This window comes from Modicisalibacter xianhensis (assembly GCF_900113605.1).
Taxonomy (GTDB): Bacteria; Pseudomonadota; Gammaproteobacteria; order Pseudomonadales; family Halomonadaceae; genus Modicisalibacter; species Modicisalibacter xianhensis.
In genome coordinates this window covers 295,193-311,406 of record NZ_FOPY01000001.1, presented here as the reverse complement: position 1 = coordinate 311,406, position 16,214 = coordinate 295,193, and the positions used below count along the sequence as shown (strand labels likewise).

Here is a 16,214-nt window from a genome sequence, read left to right as displayed (position 1 = left end):
CATGCCGTGTTGCCATGGCCCGCTGCCATTCATCCTGATTCGAGAGACACATGACTCGACGCATTCTGATTCGTGCCACCGGCACGGCACGCCCCGGTCAACTGGCCGGTCTGGGGCGTGCTCTGGCGCGCTGCGGCGCGCGCCTGCTCGATATCAACCAGAGCGTGACGTTCGGTATCGTATCGCTGGAAGCCCTGGTCGGACTCGATGAAGATGCCGCACTGGAAGCGACCCTGAACGAAGCTGGCGATGAATTGGGCCTCGATGTCCAGGCGGTTCAGGTCAGTGCCGACGATTACCAGCACTGGACTGTCCAGGCAGGGCAGCCGCGCCTCATCCTCACTTTGCTGGCGCCGCGCTTGCCGGCAGGCATCCTTGCCGAAGTGGGGGCGCTGACCGCCGAGCATGGTCTGACCGTCGAGTTGATCCACCGCCTGTCCGGACGCGAGCCGCTGGACGGCGAGGCGCCCGAGTACGGCGCCTGTGTCGAGTGCTGGCTGCGTGGTGAAGAGGTCGATCTCGAAGCGCTGCGCGAGAAGGCGCTCGCGTTGGGCGCCATGCATGGCGTGGATATCGCCATCCAGGAGGATTCCATCTGGCGTCGTCATCGCCGCCTGGTGTGCTTCGACATGGACTCGACCCTGATCCAGGCCGAGGTGATCGATGAGCTGGCACGGCGTCATGGCGTTTACGACGAGGTGGCGGCGGTCACCGAGCGGGCCATGCGCGGCGAACTGGACTTCCAGCAGAGCTTTCGCGAACGCATGAGCAAGCTCAAGGGGCTCGACGAGAGCGTGCTCAACGAGATAGCCGAGTCGCTACCGTTGATGGATGGGGTCGAGCGCTTGATGAAGCACCTCAAGCGACTGGGCTATCGTACGGTGATTCTTTCGGGTGGGTTCACGTATTTCGCGCGACACCTTCAGAAACACCTGGGGTTTGACGAAATACATGCCAACGAGTTGGTGATCGAGAATGGCAAGGTGACCGGTGACGTGCGCGAGCCGATCGTCGACGCCGACCGTAAGGCGGCGCTGCTTCAGGAGATCGCCGAGCGCGAAGGGCTGTGCCTGGAGCAGACCATCGCCGTGGGCGATGGAGCCAATGACCTCAAGATGCTGGCCACGGCCGGACTGGGCATCGCCTATCGGGCCAAGCCCTTGGTGCGTAGCCGGGCGCGTCAGTCCATCTCCACATTGGGGCTGGATGCCGTGTTGTACCTGATTGGTTATCGCCAGGGTGATCTGGAAGCCTTGGAGCCGTCGTCGAAGTGATGCGGTGATCGCGGTAATGACAAAAGAATAACGGGCCGGGAGGCATGGCCTTCCGGCCTCAGCGAACGCGTAGTGTAGGAATCGAAATGAACGAGTCGCCTTCGACTGTTGAGCATGCGGGTGAAATCGCCAAGCTGGTGGAGGCGATGAGCCAACCCGGTGGCGTGTCGTTGAGCTTCGAAGGGCATGACATGCCGCCCCTCTCCATCCTGCTGGTGGACGTGATCGAGGATCGTCAGCTTGTCCTGGATATCACTAGCACGCCGGAAATCGCCTCAGCCTTGACGGAAGAGCGCCCGTTTCGCCTGACCGGGCAGGCCCATGGGGCCATGGTCACGACGCAACCGCTCACGGCGCTGCCACTGAAAGACACGCCGGGTCGCCTGCGCTTCAGTTGCGCCTATCCGGAGCGTCTCGACGTGTGGCATCGGCGCAATGCCTTCCGGGCCGAGCTCGGCCCCGGCATGTCCGTAACCGTGGAGCTGGATATCGAGACCGGGCGCGAGGCAGTTCACGGCGAACTGGTCAACCTCTCGCTGGGTGGCTGTCTCGTGCAACTGCCATTGAACAAGGCGGCCGCGCTGAAATCGGGTCAGCCGTTGTCGCGGCTGGAAGCGGTGTTTCCCAGTGGCCAACGCTTGACGGCGCAAGGCGTGGTACGCCATGTGCGTATCGACGACAAATGGCAGCGGGCGTTGGTGGGCTGCGAGTTCAATACGCCATCGCCCAAGCTGGAGCGCTGGATCTGGTATCTGGTCAAGGAAATTGAGCGCGAGGCGATTCGCAAGGCGACCCAGGGCGAGAAGCCGCTGGGCCCCTCATCGCTGTTCCAGGCGTCGCCGACCGCGGCGCAGGAGCCACCGGGTCGCCGACTGCGTGCCGACTATGCCACGCCGATGGCACGTCGACTCGCCAAGGTCGCCGACTTCCTCAACGCACAGATACTGCAATTGCAGCAGGGTGCCATCGTGGACAGCACCCTGCTGTCACGCTACAGCGACATGCTGCTGGGGCTACTCGAAGAGGATCGTGAGGCCTTGGTATTCGCCAGCGTATGCCTCCACCATGAGCCACCTCTGGTCCAACACGGCCTGGCCGTGGCAATTCGCCTGGCCGATCTGGCCAGGGCGCGCAAGGCGCCGCGGGAACTGCTCAAGGCCATCGTGGCGACTGCCATGGTGCATGACCTGGGCAAGTCCCTGCTGGACGAGTCGCTACGAGAAAGCCCGGCATTTGATGCGGCACAGCGCGAACAGTTGAGCGAGCATGTCGTCCTGCTCCGCGACAGGCTGGCAGGGTGTCGTTGGCTGGCCCCTCAGGTGATTCGAAGCCTTGTGAGTGAAGTCAACGAGCGACTCGATGGAAGCGGTTACCCCAACGGCTTGCAGGGGGCGGACCTGTCGGAGCTGAGCCGCATGGCTACCGTAGTGGATGTTGTGGATGCCATGACGCGTCACCGACCGGATCGTGCGGCCTGGTCACTGGAAGATGCCTATCGGTATTTGCTGGGACAGCCGGCAATGTTCGACCGTGAATGGGTGCAGCGCTATATCCGCCATTTCGGGCGTTACCCGATTGGCAGCCTGGTGCGTTTTTCCAGCGGCGCCCAGGGCTGGATCCAGCGTCTGGACAGCAAGGGCCAGCTCCGTCAGGTCGCCGTGATCAGTCCGACCCGGCAATTGCGGCTGGAAGGTGAAGTGGCCTCGCTAGGCGTGGTCGAGGAAATTCTCCGCGCACCGTCGCCCGAGTTGCTGCCGAGGCAGTGAGGCAGCCTCGGCTTATCGGCGACATGCGTTGGGACTGATACCGAACTGGCGCTTGAACGCAGTCGCGAAATTGGCAGCACTGGTGTAACCGGCCAGTGCCGCTGCCTGTTCGATACTGATCCCTCTTTCAGTCAATGCCTGATGCGACATCTGCAGGCGGCGTTCACGCAAGTAACGTCCCAGGCTGATGCCGAAACTTGCCCGGAACTGGCGTTGCAGGCTACTGCTGCTCATACCCAGCCGCGAGGCCAAGGCATCTTGCGTCAATTCATCAGCTTCTCCACTGTCGATCATCTCGCGTAGGCGATATAGCCGGCGATCCTCCCGAAGACAGGAGGAGCCAAGTGCCTTTCGCGCCGAAGCGCATCCTGCCGACAGCGCTTCTCCAATCAGCATCAGCGCACATCCTTCGGCCATCAGGTGTTCACTCAGTTCAAGGCCCGCCTCCGGTTCGGTGGCAGGCGTAAAGAGACGCTGTGCCAATGCCAGTACGGCTGACGAAGGTGTCCAGGTCATCAGGGCAAGGTGTTGGCCCAGCACGCCTTGGCAATCCCATTCGGTCGTAGGCGTTGCTAGATAGTGGCGTAGCCACTCCGGGGTCAGTGTGATCGTCAGGGTCCGCTCATGACCGTTGGACTGGCCAAGACGTTGGAACGCTGTCGCTTTCTGCAGCGAGACCAGCATGGCCTGCGCCGTAGTCCTGCCGTTGGTTTCCGGTCCGAGCGTAAGCTGATGATGGCCGAACCTGACCTGTGCCTGTCCGGACAGGACAAGAGCCAGCCGGACACCGGGCGTCAACTCGGCCTCACTGATCAGGTCATAGCGATCCCGCACATCCGCCAACCTGACGTGCATGCCCGGTTGGGGCTGGATCATGCGCATGCTGCCCTCGAGCAGGGGGGTATGTCGGTCCCAGTCCGGTGCATGCAACCGATGATGCGTCACGAGAGGGGAAGCCAGGGCGCGGAGCCGTTGCTGGTCGATCATCGGCGGGGCGGTAGCGGGCATGACGAAGTTCTCGTAGCACAGAGACACTGGAAAAGGTTCCCGGCGGGATGGGTATTCGCCTGTCTCGCAAAGCAATTCGCCGGTTTCGCAAAGGCGAAGTGATCCTGTAGCTGGAATAATGCTCGGCATTGGCAGTTGTTGCAATAGATTATCATTGCTACTTGATCAGGCAGGTACAAATGGGAACGAACAAGTTGAGCGACATGAAAAGAACGCCGTTGTCCCTGGCGATTGGCGGCGCCTTGTTGATGAATGCATCCTCCTATGGCTGGGCACAGGAGTTGGGGTCGGCAAGTGCCAATGATCGTCTCGCCACGATTACCGTCGAAGGTAACCGGCTTTACGAAATGTTGCCGTCCGAGGAAACCGAAGGTTACGACGTGGATGCCGCGACGGTAGGTACCAAGATTCCCGCAGCGTTGCGCGACATTCCCCAGTCGATCACGGTCGTGACGCGCGATGCCATCGAGGACCAGAATTTCACGACTCTCGACGAGCTGGGACGTCGCACGCCGGGCATGCGCGTACTCAGCAACGATAATGGGCGCTCGTCGATCTATGCGCGTGGCTACGAGTATGACGAATACAATATCGACGGTCTGCCAGCCCCGATGACCAGCATCAACGGATCGGTGCCGTCATTGGTGGCCTTCGACCGCGTCGAGATCATGCGCGGCCCGTCCGGCCTGTTCAACAGCACCAGCGAAATGGGCGGTATTGTCAACCTGGTGCGCAAGCGGCCTACCGACGCGTTCCAGGGGCACATCAGCGGCAGTCTCGGCACCTACGAGCAGGGTTCGGTGGAAACCGACCTGTCGGGACCGATCGACGCCGAGGGCCGCATTCGCGGCCGGCTCGTGATTGATCATACTGAACATCCCCAATTCGTCGATCATAACGATAACGAACAAAACGACTTTTATGCGGCGGTGGATATCGATCTCGACGAAGCCACGACGCTGGGGCTGGGCTTTATCCGCAACGCCAAGGATATCGTCGTCAACAATGGGCAGCCGGTCGACAGCGACGGCGATCTGCTCTATAGCCGTCGCTCGGCGTTCTATGGTGCCGAGTGGAACGATTTCCAGAGTCAAGCCAACGACTGGATTGCCGAATTGACTCACCGCTTTGCTAACGGAGGATATGGGCGCATCGCGGCGCGTTACTCCGATCGTAATGCTACTTATAACTACGCGTTTGGCGGCAGTGCTCTGGACGACGAAGGAACACTGAGCGTGGCGGGGATCGGCAGCCGAGTCGACCAGCAGGCGCTATCGCTGGATGCCAGCTACAGCCAGCCGTTCGCGACTTGGGGAAATGTCAGCGAATTCGTCATTGGCAGTGATTACAAGCGCTACGAGACGGAGATCGAATCGGGCCGCTCGCGGAGCCTGGCCAATGGTCTAGTGACCCTTGATGAACTCAACGAACTCGATTACGTGGATATCCTGGGCGCCGCGCGTAGCACTGGGCGAGGCTATAGTTATGCCGATACCACGCTCGAGGAAACGGGGTTGTATTCCAAACTGACCCTGCGTCCCGTGCAGTCGTTGGCACTGATCGCCGGCGGCCGGTTGAGCCGCTACGATGTCGAATACACCGAACGGGCGGACGGTGACGAAGACAGCCGCAGCGATAGCGAGTTTACGCCCTATGCCGGTCTGGTCTACGACATCGGCGTGAATCACTCGCTCTATGCCAGCTACTCGCAGGTGTTCAAGCCGCAAACCAATTACGCTGCCGATGGCGACCTGCTCGAGCCGCGCGATGGCGAGCAGTACGAAGTGGGCATCAAGGGCAGCTATTTCGGCGGCGATCTCAATGCACGTCTCAGTGCCTTCCGTCTGTATGACGAAAATCGCGCAGCGTCGCCGGACGACACGGGGGCCGATTACGTCGTGCCGGTCGGCGAGATGCGTATCCAAGGTGCCGAAGTTGAGTTGGTGGGCAGCCTCACCGCTCAGTGGGACGTGATCGCCGGCTACACCTATCTCGATACCGAGGTTCAGGAAGCTTCGACGGCTCGCGACGACGGTGTTTTCCTGCTGATGCCCAACAACATCGTCAATTTGTGGACTCAGTACAGTTTCGCGGGTAGCGCCCTGCAAGGGCTGCATGTGGGTGGCGGTATCACGGCGATGAGCGATTTCAGTTCCAGCAACGACATCGAAGCGCCAGGGTACGCGGTAGTCGATGCTATGCTCGGATACGATTTCACATCACACGTCAGCGGCCAGTTGAATTTCAACAACGTTTTCGATCGTGAATATTACAACCGGGTGGGAGGTACGAATACGTTCAATATGGTAGGGGCTCCCTCCAACGTCGTCGCCTCGCTGCGTTATGACTTCTAAGCCGTCTCGGGAGCGCCTATCGCGCTCCCGTTTTCTTTCGCGCTTTCTCTACTGCCTGCTACTGGTATCGGCCATGGCTCACAGTCAGGACACGCCTGCCGTTACCCTGCCGGGAACGCAGGCGTTCACGCTGCATTCGCCCCAGACAGGGGGCGATTATCGCATTCAGGTGTCGGTGCCCGACACGCCTGCCCCCGAGCGGGGCTATGCCGTACTCTACGTGCTGGACGGCAACGCACGCTTTCCGCTCTTGCATTTGGCGCGGGACACCCTGACGCGGCAAGGCCCTTACGGCGGTGGAAGCCCGTTGTTGATCGTTGGGATCGGATACCCGGACACCGAACGCTTCGACGTTCCACGTCGGACGCTTGACTATACGCCACCGATCTCGGGGCCGAACGAGGATGGTCGTGAACAGGGTGGGGCCGAGCGCTTCCTGGCATTCATCGAGCAGACCCTGAAGCCGGCCATGGCCGAGCGCTTTCCGATCGATACATCGCGTGAAGCGCTGATGGGACACTCCTACGGCGGACTGTTCGTGATGCACGTGCTGCAAACGGCACCCCACAGCTTCGAGCGCTACATTGCCATCAGTCCATCACTCTGGTGGCAGCACGGTCAAGTCATGGAGGCACTGACGACACAGCGCGATTTGCCAGGTCATGCCCCGGCGCGTCATGTCCTGATCGGTGTGGGAGAGTTCGAGCAGGCACCGTCGGCTAGTGAGGCCAATACGCCACGCGGACAGCGCAAACGGGCGCATGCCATGGTAGACAACGCGCGCCAGGCCGCCAAGTTACTGCAACGGCTTCGCCCCCAATGGGAAACACGCCTTGAAGTCTACCCCGGAACGCACCATGGCAGTGTCATGTGGCCAGCCGCACGCCAGGCCATTGAGTTCCTGACGCCTTGGGACATGGCAGGACATGACACGAACGACCGATCTTGAGCCACACTGCAAGGTACAGGCTTTGTCAGTGGAGGGTTGGAATGGGGTCATTGCATTGTCGTTCATGCCGTTACGGTTTCATGCCGCCCTATGTGCTGGAGCGGGTCGCCGTGCAAGGGTCAGAGCGGCTACGGAATGTGGCGCGGCACACCCTGACCACCGATCAGACATTTCGAACCCAGCGCGGGCCGCAACAAGTTGTCGAGCCGTTGACGGCTCCGCTGCCGCGAGCCACGCCGGGCCAGCCCGCCCGCTACATCCATAGCGCCGAGCACCGGCAGGAGTTGCCTGGCCGGCTGATACGCAAGGAGGGTGAGGAGGCCAGCAACGACCCAGCGGTGGATGAGGCCTACCGCTGGCTGGGCGCGACGTATCGCTTCTTCTGGGAGGTCTTCGAGCGGGATGCCATCGATGGGCGGGGCATGCCGTTGATCGGCACGGTGCACTATGGCCAGGATTACGATAATGCCTTCTGGAACGGTGCACAGATGGTCTTCGGTGATGGCGACGGCGAGTTGTTCAACCGCTTCACCGCCTCGCTCGATGTCGTCGCCCACGAGCTCGCCCACGGCGTGACCGAACGCGAAGCTGGCCTGGTCTATGCCTATCAGTCCGGCGCGCTCAACGAGTCGTTCTCCGATGTGTTCGGCAGCCTGGTGCGTCAGCACTACCTGAACAGGACGGCGATGCAGGCCGACTGGCTGATCGGTGCCGAGCTACTGACCGATCAGGTCAATGGCCGGGCCATGCGCTCGCTGGCCGATCCCGGGACAGCCTATGACGATCCTGTGCTCGGGCGCGATCCGCAGCCTGGGCACATGCACGACTATGTCGAAACCCAGGCCGACAATGGCGGTGTACACATCAATTCGGGCATTCCCAATCACGCCTTCTATCTCGTGGCGATGGCCTTGGGAGGCTATGCCTGGCGAGCACCGGGGCATATCTGGTACGACACGCTGCGCGATCCACGGCTGGCTGCCGACTGTGATTTCGCGACCTTTGCCTGGTTGACCGAAGACAATGCCGATCGCCGTTTCGGCAGGCAGAGCCGGGAAGTGGTCGCTATCCGCGAGGCGTGGCGAGCCGTGGGTGTCACATCATGAGCCGGACTATGCCGCGGTTGGAAACGCATAGCGTGCTGTGCATCCGGCGCGAGGGTGGCGTGGCGCACTTCCCTGGATTGGCCTCGCCACGTCGCATCCATTGTGGGCAATGCTCCGATGCCCAGCGGCAGTGGCTGCAGGATCTGCTCGAACGCGCCGCGCAATGTCCGGATACGGAGGGTGGTGCCGACCGGCGGCGCCTGTTCATCGAGATCGAGGAAGGAGAGTCGGCAACCGGTACATTGCCGGTCTGGTCGCTGTCGCTTGATGAAGCTCAGGCTCCCGAAGGGCTGGTCGCGCTCTGGCGTCATGGGGAGTGGCAAGTTTAAACGGTGCAAGGTATGGCGGTCCTGGCCGGCCTTGGCCTACAGTGAATGACGGCATAACAACACTATGAGGCACGCCATGGTCTATACCGCTGAAATGCTGGAAGAGCTCAACGTACTCTGCCTGTTCAATCTGGCGACGACCCAGGAGGGCATCAAGGTGCACTCCTCGGCAGCACCGGAAAAGATTGCCGCCACGCAACGCCTGTTTGCGCGAGGGTTGGTCACGCAGCAGGACGGGGGGTATCTGACCGGCCTGGGCCGCGACGCCGCCGAGCATGCCCAGAGCCTGCTGACGATATTGACCACGGAGACCATCGAGACCTGAAGCCGGGCATCATGTCGAGTTGACAAGACCTTGCTAAGTTGATTTTCTTGGAGTCATGATTACCGACATTGCCACTCTCTCACTATCGCTACGACTACTAGGCGGCCTTTGAACGAGCCGTAGCGTGCCTCTGGGCAATGATTTTCCGCCAAGTCACATGAGAGAGAACCTATGTCGGTCACCCGCTTTCAAGATGTTTCGCCATCGTCGTTGGTTGCCACTTGTCCGCGAGGGATTCTCGTGGTGCGCTGGGTGGCAGCCTCTCGTGATGCCTTCACCATGAATTTCCCAAATGCCCCGCTGAGCTCCGGTTCAGCGGGGCATTTCGTTTTCCGTCCCGAATTCAGTGACCCCCGCCAGCCGAGGAGACTCCGCCATGATGTTGCCTGATCCGTCCGTCAAGTATCGTCCCTTCGTCGCCGTCGACCTGCCCGATCGCCAGTGGCCGAACCAGCGACTCACGCAGCCGCCGATATGGTGCAGTGTCGACATGCGCGATGGTAATCAGGCGCTGATCGATCCCATGGATCTCGAGCGTAAGCGTCGCTTCTTCGAGATGCTGGTGAAGATCGGCTTCAAGGAGATCGAAGTGGGCTTTCCTTCGGCCTCGCAGATCGATTTCGATTACGTGCGCGAGCTGATCGACAACGATCTGGTGCCGGACGGCGTGAGTATCCAGGTGCTGACCCAGGCCCGCCCGCACCTCATCGAACGCACCTTCGAGGCCCTCAAGGGCGCCAAGAAGGCCATCGTTCACGTCTACAATGCCACTGACCCGGTATTCCGCCGTGTGGTGTTCAATGTCGACAAGCCGCAGTGCATCAAGATCGCCACCGACGCCACCGCGCTGATCAAGCAGCGCATGGCGGAGTGTCCCGAGACCGACTGGACCTTCCAGTACTCGCCGGAGCTGTTCACCTCCACCGAACTCGAATTCGCCGTCGAGATCGTCGACGCTGTGGCGGCCACCTACGGGCCGACCTCCGACAAGCCGATGATCGTCAATCTGCCGGCCACGGTGGAGATAGCCACGCCCAATCACTATGCCGACCAGATCGAATGGTTCTGTCGCCATGTCGCCAAACGCGACAGTCTGATCGTCAGTGTGCACCCGCACAACGATCGCGGCACCGGGGTGGCGGCTGCCGAGCTGGCGGTGATGGCCGGCGCCGACCGTGTCGAGGGTACCTTGTTCGGCAACGGCGAGCGTACCGGCAACGTCGACATCGTTACCCTGGCTATGAACCTCTACACCCAGGGCGTGCACCCGCAGCTCGATTTCTCGAATATCACGCCGATCATGCGCGAGGTGGAGCACTGCAACCAGTTGCCGGTGCACCCGCGTCACCCCTACGTGGGCGACCTGGTATTCACGGCGTTCTCGGGTTCGCACCAGGACGCCATCAAGAAGGGCATGGCCGAGCGGCGCCAGCATCCCGACGCCATGTGGGAGGTGCCGTACCTGCCGATCGATCCGCTCGATGTGGGGCGCAGCTACGAGGCGGTCATTCGTGTCAACAGCCAGTCCGGCAAGGGCGGGGTTGCCTACCTGCTCGAAGAGGAGCACGGCATCGAGCTGCCGCGCCGGCTGTCCATCGAGTTCAGCCAGGTGGTGCAGGAAGTCGCCGAGCGTACCGGCAAGGAAATCACCTCCCAAATGATCTACCAAGCCTTCGCCGACGAGTACCTGGACAATACGTCGCCGTATGCCCTGGTCAATCATCGTCTGTCCTCCGAACCGGACAGCCCGCGTGTGCATCTCGAGGCGGTCATCGAGGAACGTGGCAGCCGCGAAACGATCCATGGCACCGCCAATGGCCCGCTGGCCGCATTCATCAAGGCGCTTGGCGCACATGGCGTGAGTATCGAGATCATCGACTACCATGAGCACTCGCGAGGGCAGGGCGCCGAGGCGGAAGCCATCGCCTACGTCGAGGTGCGCATCGACGACAAGGCGGTGTTCGGTGTCGGCATCGACGAGAGCATCACCAGTGCCTCGATGAAAGCCGTCATGGGGGCGCTCAATCGTCACCTGGCCACGCACAAGGAAGCGGCGCCCAACGTCACGGCCGAAACGCTCAAGTAATCGATGCCGGGAGGCGTATCTTTTCGGAAAGGATGCCGAACCTTGTCTGAGCTAGCTGTTGCCGACGACCGCGATGCGCGCCTGGCGCGCCGCGGCGTGCTCGGTCTGTTCCTGATCAACGGGCTGGTCACGGCCAGCCTGGTGCCACACATTCCGCTGTTCCAGTCCCGGCTCGACCTCAGTCCCGGCTGGCTGGGCATTGCCCTGCTGGGAGTGGCCATCGGTGCCATCGTCAGCATGCCGCTTACCGCACAGTTCATCGAGCGCTATACCAGCCGTACCGTCGTCACGGTGGCCACGCCGATTTACTGCCTGGCGCTGATCGGGCCGATCGTCGCGCCGTCCTTGCCCACGCTGTTTGCAGCGCTGGTCCTGTTTGGCCTGGGCAACGGCAGCATGGACGTCGCCATGAACGCCCAGGCGGTGGATATCGAAAAACGCTACGGCCGGCCGATCATGTCGTCGTTCCACGGCTTCTTCAGCCTGGGCGGGCTGATCGGGGCCGGGGGGGGCGGGCTGCTGCTGGAGATGGGCGTGGCGCCGTGGACCCACGTCACCTCGCTAGCTGTGGTACTGCTGCTGGCCTGCGTCCCGGCGCTGCGTGTATCGCTGCGCGGCCAGGGCGAAGCGAGCGGCCCGCATTTCGTGCTGCCGCGTGGCGCCTTGCTGGGCGTCGGCGCGTTGGCGCTGTTCACGCTGTTCTGTGAAGGCGCGATGAATGACTGGAGTGCCGTCTACCTGCGCGATGCCTTCTCGCTGGGGCCGGGGCTGGCGGCGATGGGCTATGCCAGCTTCTCGCTGACCATGACTCTGGGTCGGCTAACGGGCGACCGCGTGGTGGCACGTCTCGGTCGCGTTCCGGCAGCCCGGCTGAGTGCGACGCTGGCAGCGAGCGGCATGGCGCTGACCTTGCTGGCGCCGGCGTTCTGGGTGGCGCTGGTCGGCTTCGGCATCATTGGCCTGGGGCTGGCCAACATGATTCCCATCCTGTTCAGTGCCGCGGGCAACTCCCGAACCATGCGTCGTGGCCCGGCAATCGCTGCCGTGGCCACGCTGGGCTATGCCGGGTTGCTCACCGGGCCGCCCCTGATCGGCTTCGTGGCACAGTGGACGAACCTGTCCACGGCGCTGGCGATGCTGATCGTGGCCATGCTGTCGGTGATCGTCTTTGCCCCGATCATTCGGCATGCCTGAGCGGGGCCACAATCCTCGTTCATAGGGGAGTCTTGCTGGCCTCGCCCGGTACTTCGCGAACCAGGCGCGGCAGCAGGAAGCCGGCCAGGCGTGTGCGTAGTTCATCGACCAGTGTGAGCGCCTCGCTGTCAGGCACATCGAAGTGCGCCGCGCCGGCTACCGGATCGAGGACATGCAGGTAGTAGGGCAGCACCCCGGCGGAAAACAGCCGTTCGGAGAGTGCCGCCAACGTCTCGACATCGTCGTTGACGCCACGCAGCAGTACGCTCTGGTTAAGCAACGTCACCCCCGCGCCACGCAGGCGCGTGCAGGCATCGACGACGGCAGCGTCGATCTCGTTGGGATGATTGATGTGCAGTACCATGACGGTCTGCAGCCGGGTGGCTTGAAGCCAGGCGAGCAGGGCGTCATCCACCCGGTCGGGGATCACCACTGGCAGCCGGGTATGGATGCGCAGCCGACGCAGATGCGGAATCTCGCCGAGACGCTCGACCAGCCAGGCCAGGCGCTTGTCGCTGGACGCCAGAGGGTCACCACCGGACAGAATGGCCTCCTGGATGCTGGGGTCACGGCGCAGGTACGTCAGCGTCTCCTCCCATTGGGCGCGGGATGGCGAGTTCTCGGCATACGGGAAGTGGCGCCGAAAGCAGTAGCGGCAGTTGATGGCGCAGGTCGGGCTGGCAATCAGCAGCACCCGGCCATGATACTTGTGGATCAGGCCGCGCCTGGGGGTGTGCACGGCCTCTTCCAGCGGATCACTGACGAAGCCTACGACGCTGTCGGTCTCGGCGGTAACGGGCAGGACCTGGCGCAGGAGTGGATCCTGGGGATCATTCGGACGCATCCGTGCCAGATACGCCTCGGGAACGCGTACCTCGAACAGCGCGTGACCCTGGTTGGCGCCTGGTAGCCAATGATTGTCCAGACCCAAGCGGGCAACCAGCTCGCGCGGGTCGCGGATGGCCTGGGCGAGCTGTGTCTGCCAGTCCCGAGCGTCGTTCGCCACTGTGGGTATAACGCTCTGCAAAAGGTCGGGGCTTCGGGTTATCATGCGCCACACTATATCAATGCGAAGGTCGCAGGCTCCTTGCCGGGGCAGGGGGCGCTTCGCGAGTCAGTTCATGCACGTCCGACCGACAGGCCGGGCGACGAAATCTTCAGCGAGGAATCATGGCGAACTATTCTACCAATGAATTCAAGGGCGGTCTGAAAGTCATGCTGGACGGCGATCCTTGTAACATCGTCGAGAACGAATTCGTCAAGCCTGGCAAGGGCCAGGCCTTCAACCGAGTCAAGCTGCGCAACCTGATCACTGGTCGCGTCTGGGAGCGCACCTTCAAGTCCGGTGAATCGCTGGAAGGCGCCGACGTCATGGACCTGGAGATGGAATATCTCTACAACGACGGCGACATGTGGTACTTCATGAAGACCGATGGCTCCTTCGAACAGTATGCAGTGGAGAAAAAGGCCCTTGGCGACACCGAGAAGTGGCTCAAGGAGCAGGTGGCCTACACCGTGACGCTGTGGAACGACAATGCCATCAGCGTGACGCCACCCAACTTCATCGAGCTTGAAGTGGTCGAGACCGACCCTGGCCTGAAGGGCGACACGGCGCAGGGCGGCTCCAAGCCGGCGACGCTGTCCTCCGGAGCGGTGGTGCGTGTGCCGCTGTTCATCAACCAGGGCGAGGTGCTCAAGGTGGATACGCGCTCTGGCGAATATGTCTCGCGAGCCTAAAGACAGCCTTCCTGTGCTCGCTCATGCGGTGTTGAATCCTGGCTCGTCTATGCTCATTTAGCGCTGCTAAACTCCGCCGCCTCACCAGGATTCGCCTTGCCTGAGCTTCGCTTGGAGAGGCTTTGGGCAAAGTGAGTCCGCGTTAGCATGATTGGCCACGCTGAGAGCGTGGCCTTCTGGTTTCAGGGGGAGGTGATACACATGGCTGATGACTGGCAGCCTTCCGCGAGCATCGAGACCCTGCGCGAGCGGGCGCGTTTGCTGGCGAGGGTGCGGGCGTTCTTTGCCGAGCGCGGGGTGCTGGAGGTGGAGACGCCGGTGCTGGGGCATGGCGGGAGTACCGACGTTCATCTCGATTCGCTGAGCCTGGAAGCAGCCACGCCGGCAGGGCGTGAGCGGCTGTGGCTGCAGACCTCGCCGGAATTCCACATGAAGCGTCTGCTGGCCGCCGGCAGTGGGCCGATTTTCCAGCTGGCGCGCAGCTTTCGCGATGGCGAAGTGGGGCGGCGGCATAACCTCGAGTTCACCATGCTCGAGTGGTACCGCCCCGGCTTTACCCTGGATGGCTTGATTGGCGAGACCGATGCGCTGATCCGTCAAGTGCTTCCCGGCGTCGGGCCGTGTCGTCAGCGCCGCTATCGCGACCTGTTCCGCGAGACGTTGCAGGTCGACCCCTTTTCGACGCCGCTCGACACGCTGCGCCAGTTGGCGACCCGGCATGGTCAGATCGACATGCGTGAGAGTGAACGCGATGGCTGTCTGGATCTGTTGATGAGCTTGGTTATCGAGCCCGGGCTGGGCCGTGGCGGTATCGATATGGTCATCGACTATCCGGCCAGCCAGGCCGCGTTGGCAAGGTGGCGCCACGACCCCGAGGACGGCGTCGAGGTGGCGGCGCGCTTCGAGGCTTATGTCGAGGGGCTGGAGCTGGCCAATGGCTACCATGAGCTGACCGATGCCGCTGAGCAGGCCAGACGCTTCGCCGAGGACAATCGCGAGCGTGAGCGTCTCGGCAAGCCGATGGTGGATAGCGACCGGCGACTGGTCGCGGCCCTGCAGGCCGGTATGCCGGAAGGGTGTGGCGTGGCGCTGGGCATGGACCGGCTGATCCAGCTGGCGCTAGGCAAGTCGAGAGTGGCCGAGGTGATGGCGTTTGCCACGCCCAGGGCCTGACAGCAATCAGCTGTCGTGGAACTGGCCGAGTGGCTGACCCATGCTGACCATACTGTCGTTGATTGCCAGGTCCTCGCGAAAGTCGACCGCTCCGGGAAAACACAGGATCACGGTGGAGCCGAGCTTGAAGCGTCCCATCTCGGCGCCCTTGGCGAGTTCAATGGTTTCGTCGTAGCGGGTCGTCTGGACCTGCCCCGACTTGGGCGTGATCTGACCCGCCCACACGGTTTCGATGGCCGCCACGATCATTGCGCCGACCAGCACCATGGCCATCGGGCCGAATTCGGTATCGAAGATGCACACCAGGCGCTCGTTGCGGGCGAACAGGCCGGGAACGTTGGCCGCCGTGGCCAGGTTGACCGAGAACAGGCGCCCCGGGACATAGGCCATTTCACGTAGCGTGCCGCCGAGCGGCATGTGTACGCGGTGATAGTCACGCGGCGACAGATAAATGGTGGCAAAACTGCCGTTGCGGAACGGCTCGGCGCGCCGGGAGTCACCACCCAGCAAGGCGGTCAGCGAGTAGGCCTGGCCCTTGGCCTGGATCAGTGTGCCGTGCTCAATGCGTCCCGACTGCGACAGCACGCCATCGGTGGGCGAGACCAGGCCGTCACCTATGGGGCGAGCGTCGTCACGCATGGCGCGGGTGAAGAAAGCGTTGAAGCAGTCATAGGCGCGTGGGTCGGGCTCGCTCGCCTGACTCATGTCGACGTCGAAAATGCGAATGAACTGCTCGATCAGCAGGTTCTTCAGCCAGGGCGTACGGCACTCGGCGAGTTGTCCCACCAGACGGGAAATCAGGTGATGGGGCAAGGGATACTGGATGAGAGAAAACAGCTGATCGCGATCCACGGCTCGGTATCCATGATGAAACAGCCCGCCACCATAGTCGCAGCGGGCTCGGGAGGCAAGG

At 62.3% G+C, this 16,214-nt stretch carries 14 protein-coding genes; 11 read left to right on the top strand and 3 right to left on the bottom strand.

Translation table 11 applies throughout. From position 1 onward, the window contains the following. The first annotated feature begins 50 nt into the window (after positions 1 to 50). The gene (gene serB, locus BM194_RS01420) at positions 51 to 1,274 is read left to right on the top strand and encodes a phosphoserine phosphatase SerB (RefSeq protein ID WP_092842848.1); all 1,224 of its coding nucleotides are present in this window, start codon (positions 51 to 53) and stop codon (positions 1,272 to 1,274) included. Between the two features lie 86 nt (positions 1,275 to 1,360). Continuing rightward, a complete protein-coding gene (locus tag BM194_RS01415; RefSeq protein WP_177223307.1) occupies positions 1,361 to 3,040 on the top strand; it encodes an HD domain-containing phosphohydrolase in 1,680 nt (559 codons plus the stop codon). 12 nt (positions 3,041 to 3,052) lie between these two features. On the opposite strand, the gene BM194_RS01410 is transcribed toward BM194_RS01415, so the two are convergent. Next, complete coding sequence (locus tag BM194_RS01410) at positions 3,053 to 4,048, bottom strand: helix-turn-helix transcriptional regulator (protein ID WP_177223306.1); 996 nt, start codon at positions 4,046 to 4,048, stop codon at positions 3,053 to 3,055. A 179-nt stretch (positions 4,049 to 4,227) separates the two neighbouring features. Here BM194_RS01410 and BM194_RS01405 point away from each other — a divergent pair, with 179 nt between their 5' ends. From BM194_RS01405 to BM194_RS01375, 7 genes are all read left to right on the top strand, one after another. Then, positions 4,228 to 6,402 carry a TonB-dependent siderophore receptor gene (locus tag BM194_RS01405; RefSeq protein ID WP_244890840.1) on the top strand — a complete coding sequence of 725 codons (2,175 nt, stop codon included), beginning with the start codon at positions 4,228 to 4,230 and terminating at the stop codon, positions 6,400 to 6,402. 73 nt (positions 6,403 to 6,475) lie between these two features. After that, positions 6,476 to 7,351 (top strand): alpha/beta hydrolase, encoded by an 876-nt coding sequence (locus BM194_RS01400; RefSeq protein WP_177223305.1) that lies wholly within the window; start codon positions 6,476 to 6,478, stop codon positions 7,349 to 7,351. Between the two features lie 41 nt (positions 7,352 to 7,392). Further along, positions 7,393 to 8,457, top strand: coding sequence for a M4 family metallopeptidase (locus tag BM194_RS01395; protein ID WP_092842844.1), 1,065 nt, complete (start codon positions 7,393 to 7,395; stop codon positions 8,455 to 8,457). Further along, positions 8,454 to 8,786 carry a protealysin inhibitor emfourin gene (locus BM194_RS01390; protein WP_143097555.1) on the top strand — a complete coding sequence of 111 codons (333 nt, stop codon included), beginning with the start codon at positions 8,454 to 8,456 and terminating at the stop codon, positions 8,784 to 8,786. The genes BM194_RS01395 and BM194_RS01390 overlap by 4 nt, the downstream gene beginning before the upstream one ends. 76 nt (positions 8,787 to 8,862) lie before the next feature. Continuing rightward, positions 8,863 to 9,111, top strand: a complete 249-nt coding sequence (locus BM194_RS01385) for a TIGR02647 family protein (RefSeq protein WP_092842842.1) — start codon at positions 8,863 to 8,865, stop codon at positions 9,109 to 9,111. Positions 9,112 to 9,487: 376 nt separating this feature from the next. Next, the gene (leuA, locus tag BM194_RS01380) at positions 9,488 to 11,197 is read left to right on the top strand and encodes a 2-isopropylmalate synthase (RefSeq protein WP_092842841.1); all 1,710 of its coding nucleotides are present in this window, start codon (positions 9,488 to 9,490) and stop codon (positions 11,195 to 11,197) included. Positions 11,198 to 11,239: 42 nt separating this feature from the next. Continuing rightward, positions 11,240 to 12,391: an MFS transporter gene (locus BM194_RS01375; RefSeq protein ID WP_177223304.1), complete on the top strand. Its 1,152-nt coding sequence runs from the start codon at positions 11,240 to 11,242 to the stop codon at positions 12,389 to 12,391. Positions 12,392 to 12,410: 19 nt separating this feature from the next. Here BM194_RS01375 and epmB read toward each other — a convergent pair whose 3' ends face one another. Further along, a complete protein-coding gene (epmB, locus tag BM194_RS01370) occupies positions 12,411 to 13,442 on the bottom strand; it encodes an EF-P beta-lysylation protein EpmB (RefSeq protein WP_092842839.1) in 1,032 nt (343 codons plus the stop codon). A gap of 119 nt (positions 13,443 to 13,561) precedes the next feature. On the opposite strand from epmB, the gene efp reads away from it, so the two are divergent. Beyond that, positions 13,562 to 14,128, top strand: a complete 567-nt coding sequence (gene efp / locus BM194_RS01365; protein ID WP_092842838.1) for an elongation factor P — start codon at positions 13,562 to 13,564, stop codon at positions 14,126 to 14,128. 201 nt (positions 14,129 to 14,329) lie between these two features. Continuing rightward, on the top strand, positions 14,330 to 15,301 hold the full coding sequence (gene epmA / locus BM194_RS01360) for an EF-P lysine aminoacylase EpmA (RefSeq protein ID WP_092843041.1): 972 nt from the start codon (positions 14,330 to 14,332) through the stop codon (positions 15,299 to 15,301). Positions 15,302 to 15,307: 6 nt separating this feature from the next. Here the strand turns inward: epmA and asd are convergent, their stop codons facing one another. Continuing rightward, on the bottom strand, positions 15,308 to 16,153 hold the full coding sequence (gene asd, locus BM194_RS01355; protein ID WP_092842837.1) for an archaetidylserine decarboxylase: 846 nt from the start codon (positions 16,151 to 16,153) through the stop codon (positions 15,308 to 15,310). Positions 16,154 to 16,214 lie beyond the last annotated feature (61 nt).

What these genes read in the sequence shown, in the direction of transcription:
- serB (WP_092842848.1), top strand. Translation starts at nt 51, where the DNA reads ATGACTCGACGCATTCTGATTCGTGCCACCGGCACGGCACGCCCCGGT.
- BM194_RS01415 (WP_177223307.1), top strand. Translation starts at nt 1,361, where the DNA reads ATGAACGAGTCGCCTTCGACTGTTGAGCATGCGGGTGAAATCGCCAAG.
- BM194_RS01410 (WP_177223306.1), bottom strand. Translation starts at nt 4,048, where the DNA reads ATGCCCGCTACCGCCCCGCCGATGATCGACCAGCAACGGCTCCGCGCC.
- BM194_RS01405 (WP_244890840.1), top strand. Translation starts at nt 4,228, where the DNA reads ATGGGAACGAACAAGTTGAGCGACATGAAAAGAACGCCGTTGTCCCTG.
- BM194_RS01400 (WP_177223305.1), top strand. Translation starts at nt 6,476, where the DNA reads ATGGCTCACAGTCAGGACACGCCTGCCGTTACCCTGCCGGGAACGCAG.
- BM194_RS01395 (WP_092842844.1), top strand. Translation starts at nt 7,393, where the DNA reads ATGGGGTCATTGCATTGTCGTTCATGCCGTTACGGTTTCATGCCGCCC.
- BM194_RS01390 (WP_143097555.1), top strand. Translation starts at nt 8,454, where the DNA reads ATGAGCCGGACTATGCCGCGGTTGGAAACGCATAGCGTGCTGTGCATC.
- BM194_RS01385 (WP_092842842.1), top strand. Translation starts at nt 8,863, where the DNA reads ATGGTCTATACCGCTGAAATGCTGGAAGAGCTCAACGTACTCTGCCTG.
- leuA (WP_092842841.1), top strand. Translation starts at nt 9,488, where the DNA reads ATGATGTTGCCTGATCCGTCCGTCAAGTATCGTCCCTTCGTCGCCGTC.
- epmB (WP_092842839.1), bottom strand. Translation starts at nt 13,442, where the DNA reads ATGATAACCCGAAGCCCCGACCTTTTGCAGAGCGTTATACCCACAGTG.
- efp (WP_092842838.1), top strand. Translation starts at nt 13,562, where the DNA reads ATGGCGAACTATTCTACCAATGAATTCAAGGGCGGTCTGAAAGTCATG.
- epmA (WP_092843041.1), top strand. Translation starts at nt 14,330, where the DNA reads ATGGCTGATGACTGGCAGCCTTCCGCGAGCATCGAGACCCTGCGCGAG.